This window comes from Sphingobium sp., assembly GCF_036170395.1.
Lineage (GTDB): Bacteria > Pseudomonadota > Alphaproteobacteria > Sphingomonadales > Sphingomonadaceae > Sphingobium.
The window spans coordinates 12409-29159 of the sequence record NZ_JAVHPD010000062.1; the positions used below are offsets into that span (position 1 = coordinate 12409).

A 16751-nucleotide genomic window follows, 5' to 3' on the forward strand; every position below is an offset into this window, starting at 1 on the left:
AATGCTCTGCGATCCCATGTAAATCGACACTCTCTTTTTGAAAGTAGGCACGTCAAAGTGCCATAGTCACCGGACAGTAAGCATGAGCAAATCCGCCGCCCGCTTTTCCGCCGATACGATCGCCGAAGCCGAAACCTACCTCGCCGGGCCGGATGAGGAGACGACCGACCCGCGGGTAGAGCGACTCGTCAACGATCTGATTGGACGGGTCGCGGACAAATGGACCCTGCTGGTGCTGGAGGAACTGGAGGAGAAGGGCGTGATGCGCTTCACCGAAATCGGCCGCGCCGTCGAGGGAATCAGCCAGAAGATGCTGACCCAGACGCTGCGGCAGATGGAACGCGACGGACTTGTCCGCCGCACCGTCCATCCGGTCGTGCCGCCCCATGTCGACTATGCGCTGACCCCGCTGGGCGAGAGTTTGAGCGCGGCCTTCTGCGGCGTGTGGATGTGGGCCGAGCGGCATCTGGAGCAGGTGGAGGCCGCGCGCGCCACTTTCGACGCGCGCGACTGATTATTCGTTGCCGGCGGGCAGCGGCTGAACCACCAATTTGGGCGCGCTGTTGTCGGGCAAGGTCCGCGCCGGCGCCGGAGGGCCGGACGGCGTGCCCGAAGGGGTCGTGACCGGCGTGGTCGGCGTCACCGGAAGGCTGGTCGGCATACCGGGGGTCCAGCCGGCGGGCACTTCGGCCGGGGGCCGCGGCGGCGGCGGCAGCGGCGTGGGAGACAAGGTGAGAGTCACGGTCGCTCCGAACCGCGACTGCCATTCCGCCAGCCGGCGCAGATAATCTTCATAGGCGGCATAGAAGTCCTGGAAGGGCTTTTCCAGTTCGGCCAGCAGCGCGGGCGCTTCCACCAGCAACTGGGTGGACGGGATCGCCAGCACCTTCGCGCCCACCGTCACCGCGACCGGGCAGAAATTCTTGATGACCGGCGGCAGGGCGAAGAAATTATAGACGATCGTGTTCAGCCGCTCGCGCGACTGGAGCGCGGCATTGCCATAGGCGGCCTTGTAATTACGGTCCACCGCAGAGTTGGCGTCGCCCAACATGTCCTTATGCACCGTCAAAATCTGATTATACTGGTTGCGCGCGGTGCTGCCATATTTGTCGCAGTTGAGCGCGGCGACGTTGAGCGCCATGCGGACATGCCACAGGGCGGTGTTCGAGGTGACGCCGCGGTTTGCGGTCAGGAATTTGCCCGTCTCGTCCTTGCCCGGGATGCTCATCCCTTCGGCGGCATTGTCCGGCGGGACGGGGCGCACGGTCGGCACCACCGGCGGCGGCGGGGTGGGCGGCGGCGGCGGTGGCGGCGGGGTCGAACAGGCCGCCAGGACCGCCAGCGATACCAGCGACAGGCGGCCGAGGATGCGGCGCGAAAGGGGCATCAAATTCTCCGATGAAGCTTTGCGCCGGTCATGCCGGGCATTGAGACATGAGGAAATATGCCGAACGCTCCGTTCACCGCAAGCCTTCACGCGGCTCGCCGCTCCAGCGCTTGCGCGGCCTCGTCCAGCAGCTGCGCGATGATCGCCGCGACCGGCTCCTCGCGGGTCACCATGCCCACCGACTGTCCCGCCATCAGCGATCCGCCATCGACATCGCCGTCGATCACCGCGCGGCGCAGCGCGCCGGCCCAATAATGTTCGATCTGCAATTGCGCCTCTGCCATGTCCACCTTGCCCTCGTCGAGCAGGGTGGCGACTTCGCGCTGCTTGGCGGTGAAGGCTTCGGTGCCGGCATTTTTAAGCGCGCGCACCGGGATCACCGGCAGACGCGGGTCGATCTGGACGCTGGCGATAGCGTCGCGGGCCGAGGCGCGAAAGAAGGCTTTCTTGAAGGCGGGATGGGCGATGCTTTCGGTCGCGCAGGCGAAGCGGGTGCCAAGCTGCACGCCCGCCGCGCCCATTTCCAGATAGGCGGCGATCGCTTCGCCCCGGCCGATGCCGCCAGCGACGAACACCGGCACCTGATCGGCCATTTCGGGCAGGATTTCCTGCGCCAGAACGCTGGTGGCGACCGGGCCGATATGGCCGCCCGCCTCCATCCCTTCCACCACCAGCGCATCGACGCCCGAGCGCACCAGCTTCTTCGCCAGTGCCAGCGCAGGCGCGAAGCAGATGAGCTTGGCGCCCTTCTGCTTGATCGCCTCGATGCTGCCCTTGGGCGGGAGGCCGCCAGCGAGCACGACATGGCCGACATCATGCCGCGCGCATATGTCGATCAGGTCGAACAGTTGCGGGTGCATGGTGATGAGGTTGACGCCGAACGGGCGATCGGTGAGCGCTTTCGTCGCCGCGATTTCCCGGTCCAGGAGGTCGGGGGTCATCGCGCCGCAGGCAATGACGCCGAAGCCGCCGGCGTTGGAGATGGCGGAGACGAGGTGCCGCTCCGAAACCCAGCTCATCGCGCCGCACAGGATCGCGGTTTCGCAGCCCAGAAAATCGGCGCCGCGCGCCATGAGGGACATGAGCTTGCTTTGCGTGGTCATGATGCGCTGTCTTCCTTCCCCGGCCCCGGTGGGTCGCGCCTATCCAGGGCATCGGCGGCCGATGCAAGCGCAAAATGGCGGCGTAGCGATGGCGGCGACGCGCTCAATCGACCCGGTCCATCAGGTAAAAGTCGCGCAGCGCCCGGGCATCATGCAACGCATTATGCGGCACGCGGCTGTTGGCGGCGGCGCTGAAACCGGCGGCGTTGATGAGTTCGAGGCGCAGGCCGAAATCGACCCCGGCCATCCTGCCCGGCCCCGTCACCAGCAGCGCGCAGAAATGGGCGAGATCCTCCGGCCAGTCGGCGATGATGAGCGGATCATCGTCGCCCGCGAGATAGGCGGCGACCATGTCGGCGGCATCCACCCGATCCAGTTCATGATCGACGCCGGGCGGCACGAGGCGAAGGTAGGGCACGACATTCTGCGCAACCCAGGGTTCCAGAACCTCCGGCAGCGGCAGCGAGATATAGAGTTCCTGGTCGCCATGTTCGGGCACCAGCGCGACGCTGATGAGGCCGCCGCCAAAGCCGTTAAATTCGGTATCGAGAAAATAGCGCATCGCGGGTGCCTGTAGCATTTGCGCCGATGTTGCCAAGCTGCCATGCGGCGCGACGCGGCAAATGGAAGGACAGGCATCATGATCCCGCGGGAATATCTGGGCTCGGCGCTGGTGCCGGGCGGGCAGGAGCTGAAGCTCTACCGGCGCGGCGCGGACCATATGATCGTGCTCGACCGCAACGAACTCATGAGCAGCCGGATGAGCGGCTCCGAGAAGCAGCTGGCGCTGATGACGATAGAGCGGCTGAAGGGGCGGAAAAGCCCGCATCTGCTGATCGGTGGCTATGGCATGGGGTTTACGTTGCGGGCGGCGCTGGGGGTGCTGGATGGGTCGGCGCAGGTGACGGTGGCCGAACTGGTGCCGGAGATCATTGCATGGGCGCGCGGGCCGATGGTCGAGCTGATGGCGGGGTGCCTGGATGATCCGCGCGTGGACCTTTTGATCGAGGATGTCGTGCCGGTGATCGGACGCGCGCGGGCGAGCTATGATGCCATCTTGCTTGATGTCGACAACGGGCCGGACGGGCTGACGGCGGCGGCGAACGACCGGCTCTATTCGGCGGCGGGGCTGGAGGCTGCCAAGGCGGCGCTGAAGCCCAGCGGCATATTGGCGGTGTGGTCGGCGGGATCGGACGAACCCTTCGCCCGCCGCTTGCGGAGCGCTGGCTTTCTGGTCGACGAGGTGGCGGTGAAGGCGCGCGACAATGGCAAGGGTCCGCGCCATGTGATCTGGTTCGCGCAGAAGCGGTGAGGGGCGAAGTATACAGTGTCGTGGGGCTTTTTGGGGCTTAAGCGCCTGCGACGCGCTCGCGACGCGCCTGCAAGGCGACGGGTGGGTCACGGTGACGCGCCGCCGATGCGCCGCTGACGCTTCACCCGCTTGACGGGCGTTATTTTGCGAACGGAAGGTCGGCGAGGGGGTCATCGCCGAGGATAGATCAGAGAAAATCCTATTTTGGAAGGGGTTGGCTGCTGCGGCTTGCGTCCGCGCTTCCCAAGAAGCGGGATGCCGGGTCGAGCCCGGCATGACGGGGAGGTGATACTGAGCGCCATGTGATGATCGTCGGGCTTGCCGACATTTCATGGTGCGGTAAGCTTCGCGCCATGAAGATGCCTGGAAAAGCCGTAGCCGGCGGTAGCCTGCGTATTGGATTGCCCATCATCATCCTAATCGCGATCGGTGTCTATTGCGCTTTCCCGCACCCGACGCATAACCGAGCGAAATTGAGGGCGATCGCTTCGGAATCTCAGCGGCTGATGGCAAAATATCCTATCGGCCCTCGTGGCGAGGCTGTTACTATCCGAGAAGGTGAATGGCCGCCGGCCATCGTTGGATTGAAGCCTTATACTGTGATCGTTTTCGATGGCTCGGTGCATATCGGCACGAGGCCCTTCTTCGATGGCGGCTGGGGATATGGCTATGCGCCTGACAGGCGCAACCTTGGCATGCTCCCCCAATGCTGGTCGGAACTGGGCTCCGGTATGTTCTGGCATGGTCCGTGCTGAAGGAGCGACGACCAGCGTCCTCTCCATTATCGTCATGCCAGCGAAGGCTGGCATCTCACTTCTTTTGGCGCTGCGGTGAAAGAAAAGAGAGATCCCAGCATTCGCTGGGATGACGATTTTGGGGGTGTCTCTTGCACTATTCAGCCGTTTCCCAGGCTGCGCCATATCTTCAATGAAAATCCCGCGAACTCGGTAGTATCCGCACGTCCCTCGGGTGCCGGCGCGGGGAAGGCGCGGCTCTTGGGTGGCCCGGATGCGTGACTTCGTCGCTGCGGCTCATTGGTTGTTCGTGCAGCCAGTCGAGCGCGCTGCTGGCGTCGGTGACGCGGTCGACCATCAGGTGGACGACATTTTCCTTGCTGCGCTGGATCGTGCCGTCGATCAGCATCAGGCGAGCAGCCATGACGGCGCGGCGCTGTTTCTCCATGTCGCGCGCCCAGAGCAAAGCGTTGACGATGCCGCTTTCATCCTCGATCGTGATGAAGACGGCATTGCCCTTGCCCGGTCGCTGGCGGATGAGGACGACGCCCGCCACGCGCACCTTCGCGCCATCCTTGGCGGCGTTGACGGCGGCGCAGTCGATGACGCCATGGCGCGCGAAGCGGGCGCGCAGGAACTGCATGGGGTGGCCTTTCAGCGACAGGCGATGGGTCTGATAGTCGATCGCGACTTCCTCCGAGAGGGGCATGGGGGGCAGCGCGGCGTCGGTTTCTTTTCCGAGTTCGGGCAAGTCCTGCGCGGCGAAGAGGGGGAGTTGCGCAGGCGGCACGCGGCGCGCCTCCCACCCCGCCTGCCGCCGGTTCTGGCCAATGGATCGGAGCGCGTCGGCATCCGCCAGCAGGTGAAGCGCGCGCGCCGGCATGTCCGCGCGGCGGGCGAGATCCTCCATGTCGCGGATCGGCGCTTGCGCGCGCGCGGCGATCAGGGTTTTGGCCCATTCCTCGCGGAAGCCGTCGATACGATGGAGGCCGAGGCGCAGGATGCGCGGCCCTTCCAGCGTGCTGTCCCAATGGCTCGCCTGCACGTCGATGGGTCGCACCTCCACGCCATGCTCCTGCGCGTCGCGGACGAGTTGGGCAGGCGCGTAGAAGCCCATCGGCTGGCTGTTGAGCAGCGCGCAGGTGAAGACGGCGGGATGATGGCATTTGAGCCAGGAGGAGACATAGGCGAGCCAGCCGAACGCCTGGGCATGGCTTTCGGGAAAGCCATATTCGCCGAACCCCTCGATCTGCTTGAAGCAGCGTTCGGCGAAGTCGCGCTCATAGCCGCGTTTCACCATGCCTTCGATGAGAGCAGTCTGGTAATTGCTCACCTGCCCGGTGCGGCGGAAGGTCGCCATAGCGCGGCGCAGTCCGTCGGCCTGTTGCGAGGTGAAGCCGCCGGCGACCATGGCAAGGCGCATCGCCTGCTCCTGAAACAGGGGGACGCCGAGGGTCTTGCCCAGCACGTCCTTGAGTTCGTCGGGGTTGCCGGGCGGACCGGGCAGTTCGGCGGCTTCCTCTCCGTTGCGGCGGCGGAGGTAGGGGTGAACCATGCCGCCCTGGATCGGGCCGGGGCGCACGATCGCGACCTGAATGACGAGGTCGTACAACTCCTTGGGTTTCATGCGGGGGAGCATGGCGATCTGGGCGCGGCTTTCGACCTGGAAGGTGCCGATGCTGTCGCCTTTTTGCAGCATCTGGTAGGTGGCTTCATCCTCCAGCGGGACGGTGGAGAGGTCGATGTCGCCCAGGCCATGCTCGCGCATCAGGTCGAAGCTCTTGCGGATCGCGGTCAGCATCCCCAGCGCCAGCACATCGACCTTCATGAGACCGAGCGTGTCGAGATCATCCTTGTCCCATTCGATGAAAGTGCGATCGGGCATGGCGCCGTTATGGATCGGGACCAGTTCGTCGAGCCGCCCTTCGCTGAGCACGAAGCCGCCGACATGCTGCGAGAGGTGGCGGGGCGTTTCGTAGAGGCGATCGGCCATGTCGCGCAGGCGGGCGAGTTCGAGGTTTGCGGGGTCGAAGCCGGCTTCGGCCACGCGGCTTTCGGGCAGCCCCTCCCCGCCCCAGCCCCAGACGGTGCCGGAGAGGCGCGCGGTCACATCCTCGGTGAGGCCGAGCGCCTTGCCGACTTCGCGCAGGGCGCTGCGCTGGCGGTAGCGGATGACGGTGGCCGCGATGCCGGCGCGGCCGCGGCCGTAGCGGGCGTAGATATATTGCATCACCTCCTCGCGCCGCTCATGCTCGAAATCGACGTCGATGTCGGGCGGTTCGGTGCGCTGGTCGGAGAGGAAGCGGGTGAAGAGCAATTTTTCGCGCACCGGGTCGATCGGGGTGATGCCGAGCAGGTAGCAGACGAGCGAATTGGCGGCCGAACCCCGCCCCTGGCAGAGGATCGGCGGATCGAGGCTGCGCGCGTAGGCGACGATGTCGTGGACGGTCAGGAAATAATAGGCGTAATTCTTGGCGCGGATGAGGGTGAATTCCTCGATCAGCGTTTCGCGATATTTAGGGGGCAGGCCGTCGGGGAAGCGCTCTTTCGCCTTTTCCTCCACCAGATGTTCCAGCCAGTCCTGCGGTTGCCAGCCTTCGGGCACGGGTTCGTGCGGATATTCGTAGCGTAGCTGGTCGAGGGTGAAGGCGATGCAGGCGAGCAGATGCTGCGTCGCGGCGATCGCTTCGGGGCAGGCAGCGAAGAGGCGGGCCATTTCGGCGGGGGCTTTCAAATGCCGTTCGGCATTGGCGGCGAGACGGCGGCCGGCCGTCTGCACGGTCAGCCCTTCGCGGATGCAGGTGAGAACATCCTGCATCGGGCGGTCGTCGGCTTCGGCATAAAGGGCGTCGTTGGTGGCGATCAGGGGCACGCCTGTTTCGGCGGCCAGCCTTTTGCGCTTCGCCAGCATCCGGGCGTCGCGGCCGGCGCGGTGCATCGTCGCGGCGAGCCAGAGATGGGGGGTCGTTTGCCTCAATTGCTCCAGCAGCGTGGCGTCGCCGTCCATCGCGATCAGCGCCATGTCCTGCGCATGATCGATGAGGTCGGGGAGGCGCAGCTCGCATTCGCCCTTGATCGTGCGCCGGTTGCCGAGCGTCAGCAGCCGGGTCAGCCGGCCCCAGCCGAAACGGGTCATGGGATAGGCGACGATGTCGGGCGCGCCGTCCGCGAATACCAGCCGCGCGCCGACGATCAGGCGCATCTCGCCAGCAAGCGCGCCCAAGTCTTTGAGCGCCTGATGCGCGCGCACGACGCCGGCCACCGTGTTGCGGTCGGCGATGCCGATGGCGGTCATGCCGAGATAGGCGGCGCGGCGCACCATTTCGCGGGGGTGCGATGCGCCGCGCAGGAAGCTGAAATTGGTGGCGGCGACCACTTCCGCAAACGCCGTCATGCGAAGAGGCCGTGCAGATACCAGCCGATGTCGGCTTCTTGCCCAAACAGGCCGTGGCGGAACATCCAGTAGCGGCGGCCGTCGCTGTCCTCGATCCGGTAATAGTCGCGCGTCCGCCCTGCCCCGCCGGCATGGTGGCCGCCCTGCCTGCGCCACCATTCGGCGGCGATCCGCTCCGGCCCCTCGGCCAGCACCACTTCATGCAGCCTGCCGCGCCAGCGGAAGCGCTGCGGCGGGCCGTCGGGGACGCCGGCGATCACGGCGACGCTCTGGGGGGGATCGAACAGCAGCAAGGGGCGTGGCGGACGGCCGTCGGTCGGGGGCCAGCCGGCGGCGGCCGCCTGGGCGGCGGGAACGAGGCGCTGGGCCGCTTCGGGGAGGTGCCGGTCGCGCGGTTGCAGGCGGCGGATGCGCTGCGGGCCGAGGCGGACGCCGAGCCGGTCGATGAGCGCAGTCACGCCTTCCCGCGCAGCCTCCTGCGCGCCGCCGTCCAGGCTGCGCTGGCGGTCGGCGAGCGGCTCGGTCCAGGGGACGGCGAGATGCACCGAATCGAAACCGAAGCCAGGGTCGATCGGGTCAGCGAGCGTATCGATCCGCTCGCGCAGCAGGCGCAGCACGGCGGCGGGATCGCGCACCGGCTGGGCGGTTTCGATGGCGAGATCGCGCCGCGCACCGTCGCTGCGGATCAGGCGGACGAGGAAGCGGCGGCCGCCGATGCGCCGTTCCTCCATCTGCCGCGCGGCCTCGGTCAGCAGATGCTCGATCACGTCCATGACATCATCGGTGCGGGCGATCGGCTCAGGGAAGCGGGCGTGGGCGCGGATCGGCGTTTCTGCGCGGCGCGGCGCGATGGGGCTGGCGGCTTCGCCGAGGATCTGTCGCAGGCGGGTGACGGTCTGCTCGCCGAAGCGGGCGGCGATCATGCTCATGGGCCGGCGGGCGAGATCGCCGATCGTGCGCAGCCCGGCGCGCCGCAGCGCCGCGAGCGCGCGATCGTCCAGGTCGAGCGCCGTGACGGGGAGCGCGTGGACATCGCTGTTCTTGCCGCCATGGCGGGCGAGCGCGCGGGCGGCGGTGGCGTTGGGACCGAAGCCGCAGCGGCTGGCATAGCCAGCCTCCCGCCGCGCCGCGCGGGCCAGCGCCTTCTCGCCGCCGAAGAGGTGGGCGCAGCCGCTGATGTCAAGGATCAGGCCGTCGGGCGGGTCGAGCGCCACCATTGGCGTGAAGCGCCGCATCGCCACGGCCAGGCGATCCAGTTCGCGCGCGTCGGCTTCCGGGTCGGCGGCACAGGTGGCGAGCGTCGGGCAGCGCGCGCGGGCATCGGCCAGGGTCATGCCAGCGACCAGCCCTTGGCTCTGCGCCTGGGCGTCGAGCGCCGCCAGCCGCAGCGCATTGCCGGTGCGCGTCACCAGCGCCAGCGGCGCGTCAGGCGACGCGGCGTCGGGGATCGTCCGCCGCATCCGCTCGCAAGCCAAGAAAGGGAACCACAGCGCCAGGCATTGTCTCCCATTGGGGCTGGAACCGGGCGGCATCGCGAAAACATCCATGGTCCATGTCCCAGATCAATCGCCATCGCGTCCCGGCGGGGCCGCCCCGGCAGCGCAGCAGTTCCGCGTCGATCGCGGGCCACCCCGGCGCATCGGCCTCCAGCGGCACCGAGGGCGCGCTGGCGACCGTCCAGCGGGTGCGCGCCGCGCTCGATCGCGGTTCGGCGTCCACGCGCAGCAGAATGACGCAGGCGCGGGACGCCTCCGCCGCCAGCACCAGCCGGCGGCTGGCGGTGAGGTCATAGTCGGCGAAGCGGCCCTCGCTTTCGATCAGCACCGCCGCCACCCCGGCGCAGCGTGCGGCGTCCAGCCCCGCGCGCAGCATGTCGATCTCGCTTGCCGGCTCGACCAGAGTCAGCCGGGCCGGGTCCAGCCCGAGCAGCGCCAGACCGTCGCCCGAAAAGAGCGTCGGCAGGCGCGATCGCCCCGGCACCCGCAGCGCGACGATCGCGCCATCGGGGGCGAACACACCCATCGCCAGCGCGAAGGCGAGCGCGGCGGCGCGATCCTCTCCCTCCGCATGGATTTCATGCAGTTGCCCTGCTTCCAGCGCCGGCAGAGGCGCTGGTTGCTGCGGCATGATCCGTTCCGAAGAACGGCCGCCGCCAAGGGGTGCAATCGAATCCATATCCCGAATCATCCACGATGTTCACTTTATGTTCCATCGCAGAACGCAGGTCCAGAGGATTTGAGCCTCTGTCCTTTCGGTCAGGAGTCATACCTCGTCAGAGTTCAGTCGAGAGCGCGGGACTGGACCCCGGCCTGCGCCGGGGAACAGGTAGACAGGCCTGGTGTCAGGCGGGGAGGAGCGCCTGGTTTTCCGCTGCTTCGGCGCGGCCATGATCGGCGACTGCTTCGCCCACCAGCAGCAGGGTCGGTTCCCTGTCGCTGACCGCCTGAACGAGAAAGGCGAGCGCGGAGAGCTTGCCGCGGATCAGTCGCTCGGTGGGCAACGAGACGTTGACCGCGACCATGACGGGCGTGTCGGGGTGACGGCCCGCCGCGATCAGGTTGCGGCTGATCTCGCCCGCCGCTTCGCGCCCCATATAGATGCCGAGCGTGCCGCTGCCGGCGAGCGCCGCCCAGTCGAGCGCGAGCGGCTCGCCGGCGCGCAGATGCGCCGTCACCAGCGTCAGTCCGCGCGCCACGCCGCGCAGGGTGAGCGACATATGGCCGCTGGCCGCCGCCGCGCTGGCCGTGGTGATGCCGGGGCAGATGTGGACGCGGATGCCTTCGCGGCCGAGATGTTTCATTTCCTCGGCGGAGCGGCCGAAGATGGAGGGATCGCCGCCCTTCAGCCGGACGACGCGGCGGCCCGCCCTGGCTGCCGCCAGCAGCAGGTCGTTGATGCTGCCTTGCGCCTTGCTGTGGCGGCCGGAGCGCTTGCCAACGCTGATGCGCTCGACGCCGGGCGGGATCAGGTCGAGCACGCCCGGCCCCACCAGCGCGTCGTAGAAGATGATGTCGGCGGCGGCGATCAGCCGTTCGGCCTTGCGGGTCAGGAGGTCGGGATCGCCCGGCCCCGCGCCGACCAGCCAGACGTCGCCAGACGCGATCAGATCATTCTGCGGCATGGAGAGTCTCCTGGGTGGTCTGGGCGAGGATGTTGGCGAGCGCGGGGCGGCAGGAGCCGCAATTGGTGCCCGCGCCGATCGCCTGGCCGATGGCGGGCACGTCGACGAGGCTCTGGTCGCGGATCGCGGCGACGATCTGGTTCAAACCGATGTCGAAGCAGACGCAGATGGTCGCGCCCTTGTCCGGCCGAGCGCCGGGGCCGCGCGCGGCGAGGACGGATGCGGTCACCTGTTCGGCTTCGAGCTGGCCGATCAGCCAGTCGCGCGAGGGCAGCAGGCCGGTGCGGGTGACGAAGAGGACGGCGGCGAGCCGTCCGTCGCGCAGGATCGCGATGCGGCGCGTGCCGCGCGTCTGGTCGATCGCCTCGACCCTGTCGCCCTTGGGCAGGCAGGTTTCGAGGCGGGCCGGATCGCCATTGCCGGCAATCTCGTAGAGCGTGCCGCCCGAGACCGTGACTCGCGTGGCCCAGAGGCAGGGGAGCGTCACCGGCTCCGTTCCGCGCAGGATGAGGAAGCCCTTCCATTCGGCCGTGACTTTGGCGAGGCTGGCGGGCGTGGACTTGAAGCCGGGCTGACCCGAATGGGGATCGACCAGACGGCGAGGAAGCAGGCCGGTGCGGCCGCCGGTGGAGACCTGATCGGTCCAGTGGATCGGGGTGAAGATTTCGCCGGGGCGCTGGCCTTCGGTAAGGTGGGCGCGGAAGAGGCTGTCCCCTTGCGGCGTGGCGACGCGGGCGAGGTCGCCGTCCGCAAGGCCGAGCGCCTGCGCGTCGTCGGGATGGACCTCGACCAGCGGTTCTTCGCGGTGACGGGCGAGTTTGGGGGACAGGCCGGTGCGGGTCATGCTGTGCCACTGGTCGCGATAGCGGCCGGTATTGAGCGTCAGCGGCCAGTCGCGCAGGGGCGGCTGGAGGTCCATCTGCTTCGTCAGGACCAGCCGCGCCTTGCCGTCGGGCGTGGGATAGCGGCCATCGGCGAAGGGCGCGCCGCCCCAGCGGAAGGGTTCCATCGCGTCATAGGCGTCGTTGCCGATGGTCGCGTGGGCGCGCAGGTTCAGCAGCCGCGCCCCGTCATTCTGATAGGCGGTGAGGCGCGCATGTTCGCGCCAGATGTCGGCGGGCCGGTCATAGGCGAAGGCGCTTCGCCAGCCCATGCGGCGCGCGACCTGGGTGACGATCCACCAGTCGGGCCTGGCCTCGCCGGGCAGGGGCAGGAAGGCGCGCTGGCGGCTGATCGTGCGATCGCTATTGGTGACGGTGCCGTCCTTCTCGCCCCAGCCGGCGGCGGGCAAGCGGACATGGGCGTGGGCGCTGCTGTCGGTCTGCGCCATGATGTCCGACACGATGAGGAAAGGGATCGAGGCCAGCGCCTCGCGCACGCGGGCGGCATCGGGCAGGGAGACGGCGGGGTTGGTCGCCATGATCCAGAGCGCCTTGATCCGGCCTTCGTTGATCGCGCGGAACAGGTCGACGGCTTTCAGGCCCGGCTTGGTCGCCATGGTGGGCGCGGCCCAGAAGCGGCCGACGCGGGCAACATTATCGGGCGCGAAGTCCATATGCGCGGCGAGCGTGGAGGCGAGGCCGCCGACTTCGCGGCCGCCCATGGCGTTGGGCTGGCCGGTGATCGAGAAGGGCGCGGCGCCCGGCTTGCCGATGCGGCCGGTGGCGAGGTGGACGTTGAGGATCGCGTTCACCTGATCGGTGCCGCGGATCGACTGGTTGACGCCCTGGCTGAACAGGGTGACGGTGCGCGGGGTGGCGGCGAACAGACGGAAGAACTGCTCCAGTTGCGCGGGCGGCAGGTCGCATGTTCTGGCCGTGGTCCAGAGATCGTGGCCGGTGCGGATATGGTCCCAGAAGCCTTCCGGCACGGTCAGATGGTCGGATGACGCGATGCCTTCCCGATCACACCATGCCAAAAGGGCGTTCATCAAGGCTACGTCGGTTCCGGGCTTGAGCGCGAGGTGCAGGTCCGCGCCTTCGCAGGTTTCGGTGCGGCGGGGGTCGATGACGACCAGCTTCGTGCCGCGCGCGGCGCGGGCGGCCTGGATGCGCTGATAGACGATCGGATGGCACCAGGCGGTGTTGGAGCCGACGAGGACGATAAGGTCGGCTTGGTCCAGATCGTCATAGCTGGCGGGGACGATGTCTTCGCCGAACGCCCGGTTGTGGCCGGCGACAGCGCTCGACATGCAGAGGCGGCTGTTGGTGTCGATATTGGCCGATCCGATGAACCCCTTCATCAGCTTGTTGGCGACATAATAATCCTCGGTCAGAAGCTGGCCCGAGACGTAGAAGGCGACGCTGTCGGGGCCATGGCGGTCGATCGTGTCGCGGAAGCGGCGGGCGACGAGGTCGAGCGCCTTGTCCCAGCTTGCGCGCTTTTGGCGGATCATCGGGTACAGCAAGCGGCCCGCGAGGCCCACCGTTTCGCCGAGATGCGTGCCCTTCGAGCATAGGCGGCCGGCGTTGGCGGCGTGGGCTTCGTCGCCTTTGATCGTGACGGAGCGCGGGCCGGTCGGCGTCGCGGCGATGCCGCAGCCGACGCCGCAATAGGCGCAGGTGGTGCGGATGGCACGATCCATTACCCCTCCCCTTCAGGGGAGGGGCAGGGGGTGGGGTTTTGCCGGGTGGCGCTGCGCTTGGGGCCAGACCCCACCCCAACCCCTCCCCTGAAGGGGAGGGGCTTTTTGATGTATTCGCTCACGCCGCCGCCCTCGCCGGCTCGGGGCGGGCGATAAGGATGCGCTCGCCCGCCATCCGCACCGCCACTGTCGGCGTGCAGCCCTTGTCCGCGCCTTGTGCTTCGCCGGTCTTGAGCGCGATGGTCCAGTTGTGGAGCGGGCAGGCGACGCTGTGGCCATGGACGATGCCCTGGGAGAGCGGCCCCTTCTTGTGCGGGCATTCGTTGACCAGCGCGAAGACCTGGTCGTCGCCGGTGCGGAAGACGGCGATTTCCTTTTCGCCGACCATATGAACGGTGCGCGCGCCGCGCGGGGGGATGTCGGCCAGCGTGCCGATGTCGATCCAGTCGGTCATGGTCTTACTCCGCAGCGATGGCGATAGGGGCGAGCGGCTGGTGCAGGTCGGCGCGGTCGCCGGCGGCGCGCTCCGCCCAGGGGTCGTCCTGGCTGAAGCTCTGCGCATAGAGGAACCGCGCCCGCAGCGCTTCGCGGCCGGCGTCGTCCTCGACGATCCGGCTCTTCACATAATCGATGCCGACCCGCTCGATCCAGGGCGCGGTGCGCTCCAGATAGCGGGCTTCCTCGCGGTAGAGCTGGATGAAGGCGGCGCAGTAGTCGAGCGCTTGCCTCTCGGTCGCGACCTTGCAGAGCAGGTCGGTGGCGCGGACATGGATGCCGCCATTGCCGCCGACATGGAGTTCATAGCCCGAATCGACGCAGACGATGCCGAAATCCTTGATCGTGGCTTCCGCGCAGTTGCGGGGGCAGCCCGACACGGCGATCTTGAACTTGTGGGGCATCCAGCTGCCCCAGGTCATCCGCTCGGTCTTGACGCCAAGGCCCGTCGAATCCTGCGTGCCGAAGCGGCACCATTCGGAGCCGACGCATGTCTTTACCGTGCGGAGCGACTTGCCATAGGCGTGGCCCGAGACCATGCCGGCGGCGTTGAGATCGGCCCAGACGGCGGGCAGATCCTCGCCCTTGATGCCGAAAATGTCGAGCCGCTGGCCGCCGGTCACCTTGACCATCGGCGCGTTGTATTTCTCGACCACGTCGGCGATGGCGCGCAGTTCACGGGGATTGGTAAGGCCGCCCCACATGCGCGGGACGACCGAATAGGTGCCGTCCTTCTGGATGTTGGCGTGCATCCGTTCGTTGACGAAGCGGCTCTGCTGGTCGTCCTGATAGTCGCCGGGCAACGCGCAGAGCAGGTAATAATTGAGCGCGGGGCGGCAGGAGGCGCAGCCGTCCGGGGTGGTCCAGTGGAGCCGCTGCATCACTTCGGGGATGGAGCGCATCGACTGGGCGACGATCTCGCGCCGCACATCTTCATGGGTGAAGCTGGTGCATTTGCATAGCGTCTTGGGGCCGGCCTTGACCTCCGCGCCCAGAACGACGCTGAGCAGATTTTCAACGAGGCCGGTGCAGCTGCCGCAGCTCGCCGACGCCTTGCAGGTCGCACGCACGGCATCGAGGCTGCATGCGCCCTGGTCTATGCAGGCGACGACCTGGCCCTTGGATACGCCGTTGCAGCCGCAAATCTCGGCATCGTCCGAGAGCGCCGCAACGGCCGCCTTAGGGTCCAGCGCGCCCCCTCCCTGGGCGAAAGCCTGGCCGAAGATCAGCAGGTCGCGGATGTCGGCGATATTCTCTTCGCGCCGGAGCAGGTCGAAATACCAGCCACCGTCCGCCGTGTCGCCATAAAGCACCGCGCCGACGATGCGGTCGTCCTTGACGACAACGCGCTTGTAGACGCCGCGCGACGCATCGCGCAGGACGATGTCCTCGCAGCCTTCGCCGCCCGAAAAGTCGCCGGCGGAGAAGACGTCCAGCCCGGCGACCTTGAGCTTGGTCGAGGTCACCGAGCCCTTGTAGCCGCTATGCCGGTCAGTGAGGCCGTCGGCGAGACTGCGGCACATGTCCCACAGCGGCGCGACCAGGCCATAGACATTGCCGTCATGCTCGACGCATTCGCCTACCGCCAGCACGGCGGGGTCGCTGGTGACCATATGGTCATCGACCAGGATGCCGCGATTGACCGCGAGGCCGGCTTCACGGGCCAGCGCGGTCGCGGGGCGGATGCCGACCGCCATGACGACGAGGCTCGCGGGAATGTCGCGCCCGTCCTTGAGGCGCACGCCTTCGACCTTGCCCTCTCCGTAAATCTCAGCGGTGTTCGCGCCGGTCAGGATCGTCTGGCCCCGCGCCTCCAGCGCGCTCTTGAGCAGCCAGCCCGCCGCTTCGTCGAGCTGCCGCTCCATCAGCGTGTCCATGAGATGGATGACGGTGACCTTCATGCCGCGCAAGGACAGGCCGTGCGCGGCTTCGAGGCCGAGCAGGCCGCCGCCGATGACCACCGCGTCGCCGCCTTTCCCGGCGGCCTCCAGCATGGCGTCCACATCCTTCATGTCGCGGAAGCTGATGACGCCGGGCAGATCCTTGCCCGGAACCGGGATGATGAAGGGATCGGAGCCGGTGGCGATCAGCAGCCGGTCATAGCCCAAGGTGCGACCCGATCGGCTCGTGACGGTTTTGGCGGCGCGGTCGATCGCGGTGACGGGATCGCCGGCGATCAGCTCTATGCCATTGTCGGCATACCAAGCGGCGTCGTTGATGACGATCTGATCGAACGTCTTTTCGCCCGCCAGCACCGGCGAGAGCATGATGCGGTTATAGTTCACATGCGGCTCTGCCCCGAAGATGGTGACGCGGTAACGGTCCGCGTCGCGCGCCAGCAGTTCCTCGACCGCGCGGCATCCGGCCATGCCGTTGCCGACGACCACCAGATGTTCGCGGACATCCTCGAACGGGACGAGCATGTCGTCCTCCGCCCCTGCCCTGCTGTCGTCTCTGACCTGCGATTCCATTGCCCGTCCCTTTTCCGAAACAAAAAAGGCCGCCATCCAGACACTCGGGCTTGAACCCGAACGTCTGGATGGCGGCCTTGCCATCATGAGCGCCTTGTCGATCCGTCCGTGGATCGTCGCGGCTATGGGAGCGAGGACAGCCTTGTCCTC

Annotated in this window: 13 protein-coding genes; 3 read left to right on the forward strand and 10 right to left on the reverse strand. The window is 67.5% G+C overall.

Going from position 1 to position 16751, the window contains the following annotated elements; genetic code table 11:
- Positions 1 to 82 precede the first annotated feature (82 nt).
- Positions 83 to 514, forward strand: a complete 432-nt coding sequence (locus V2B31_RS16000) for a winged helix-turn-helix transcriptional regulator (RefSeq protein WP_328280344.1) — start codon at positions 83 to 85, stop codon at positions 512 to 514.
- On the opposite strand, the gene V2B31_RS16005 is transcribed toward V2B31_RS16000, so the two are convergent.
- From V2B31_RS16005 to V2B31_RS16015, 3 genes are all read right to left on the reverse strand, one after another.
- Positions 515 to 1387 carry a hypothetical protein gene (locus tag V2B31_RS16005; protein ID WP_328280346.1) on the reverse strand — a complete coding sequence of 291 codons (873 nt, stop codon included), beginning with the start codon at positions 1385 to 1387 and terminating at the stop codon, positions 515 to 517.
- Positions 1388 to 1473: 86 nt separating this feature from the next.
- The gene (locus tag V2B31_RS16010) at positions 1474 to 2490 is read right to left on the reverse strand and encodes an NAD(P)H-dependent flavin oxidoreductase (RefSeq protein WP_328280348.1); all 1017 of its coding nucleotides are present in this window, start codon (positions 2488 to 2490) and stop codon (positions 1474 to 1476) included.
- A gap of 103 nt (positions 2491 to 2593) precedes the next feature.
- Positions 2594 to 3052 (reverse strand): hypothetical protein, encoded by a 459-nt coding sequence (locus V2B31_RS16015; RefSeq protein WP_328280414.1) that lies wholly within the window; start codon positions 3050 to 3052, stop codon positions 2594 to 2596.
- A gap of 78 nt (positions 3053 to 3130) precedes the next feature.
- On the opposite strand from V2B31_RS16015, the gene V2B31_RS16020 reads away from it, so the two are divergent.
- Both V2B31_RS16020 and V2B31_RS16025 read left to right on the forward strand, forming a co-directional pair.
- The gene (locus tag V2B31_RS16020; RefSeq protein WP_328280350.1) at positions 3131 to 3802 is read left to right on the forward strand and encodes a spermidine synthase; all 672 of its coding nucleotides are present in this window, start codon (positions 3131 to 3133) and stop codon (positions 3800 to 3802) included.
- Between the two features lie 305 nt (positions 3803 to 4107).
- Positions 4108 to 4557, forward strand: a complete 450-nt coding sequence (locus V2B31_RS16025; RefSeq protein ID WP_328280352.1) for a hypothetical protein — start codon at positions 4108 to 4110, stop codon at positions 4555 to 4557.
- 169 nt (positions 4558 to 4726) lie between these two features.
- Here V2B31_RS16025 and V2B31_RS16030 read toward each other — a convergent pair whose 3' ends face one another.
- The 7 genes from V2B31_RS16030 to nirB all read right to left on the reverse strand — a co-directional run bounded on the left by V2B31_RS16030 (position 4727) and on the right by nirB (position 16601).
- Complete coding sequence (locus tag V2B31_RS16030; protein WP_328280354.1) at positions 4727 to 7930, reverse strand: error-prone DNA polymerase; 3204 nt, start codon at positions 7928 to 7930, stop codon at positions 4727 to 4729.
- Entirely contained in the window at positions 7927 to 9390 is a 1464-nt protein-coding gene (locus tag V2B31_RS16035) for a Y-family DNA polymerase (protein WP_328280356.1), read from the reverse strand. The genes V2B31_RS16030 and V2B31_RS16035 overlap by 4 nt, the downstream gene beginning before the upstream one ends.
- Positions 9356 to 10105: an ImuA family protein gene (locus tag V2B31_RS16040; RefSeq protein ID WP_328280357.1), complete on the reverse strand. Its 750-nt coding sequence runs from the start codon at positions 10103 to 10105 to the stop codon at positions 9356 to 9358. The genes V2B31_RS16035 and V2B31_RS16040 overlap by 35 nt, the downstream gene beginning before the upstream one ends.
- A 166-nt stretch (positions 10106 to 10271) precedes the next feature.
- On the reverse strand, positions 10272 to 11051 hold the full coding sequence (gene cobA / locus V2B31_RS16045; protein ID WP_328280359.1) for a uroporphyrinogen-III C-methyltransferase: 780 nt from the start codon (positions 11049 to 11051) through the stop codon (positions 10272 to 10274).
- A complete protein-coding gene (locus V2B31_RS16050) occupies positions 11038 to 13635 on the reverse strand; it encodes a molybdopterin-dependent oxidoreductase (RefSeq protein WP_328280361.1) in 2598 nt (865 codons plus the stop codon). Before V2B31_RS16050 ends, cobA begins: the two co-directional genes overlap by 14 nt.
- 118 nt (positions 13636 to 13753) lie before the next feature.
- Positions 13754 to 14089 carry a nitrite reductase small subunit NirD gene (nirD, locus tag V2B31_RS16055; RefSeq protein WP_328280363.1) on the reverse strand — a complete coding sequence of 112 codons (336 nt, stop codon included), beginning with the start codon at positions 14087 to 14089 and terminating at the stop codon, positions 13754 to 13756.
- A gap of 4 nt (positions 14090 to 14093) precedes the next feature.
- Entirely contained in the window at positions 14094 to 16601 is a 2508-nt protein-coding gene (gene nirB, locus V2B31_RS16060) for a nitrite reductase large subunit NirB (RefSeq protein WP_422247766.1), read from the reverse strand.
- Between the last annotated feature and the right edge of the window lie 150 nt (positions 16602 to 16751).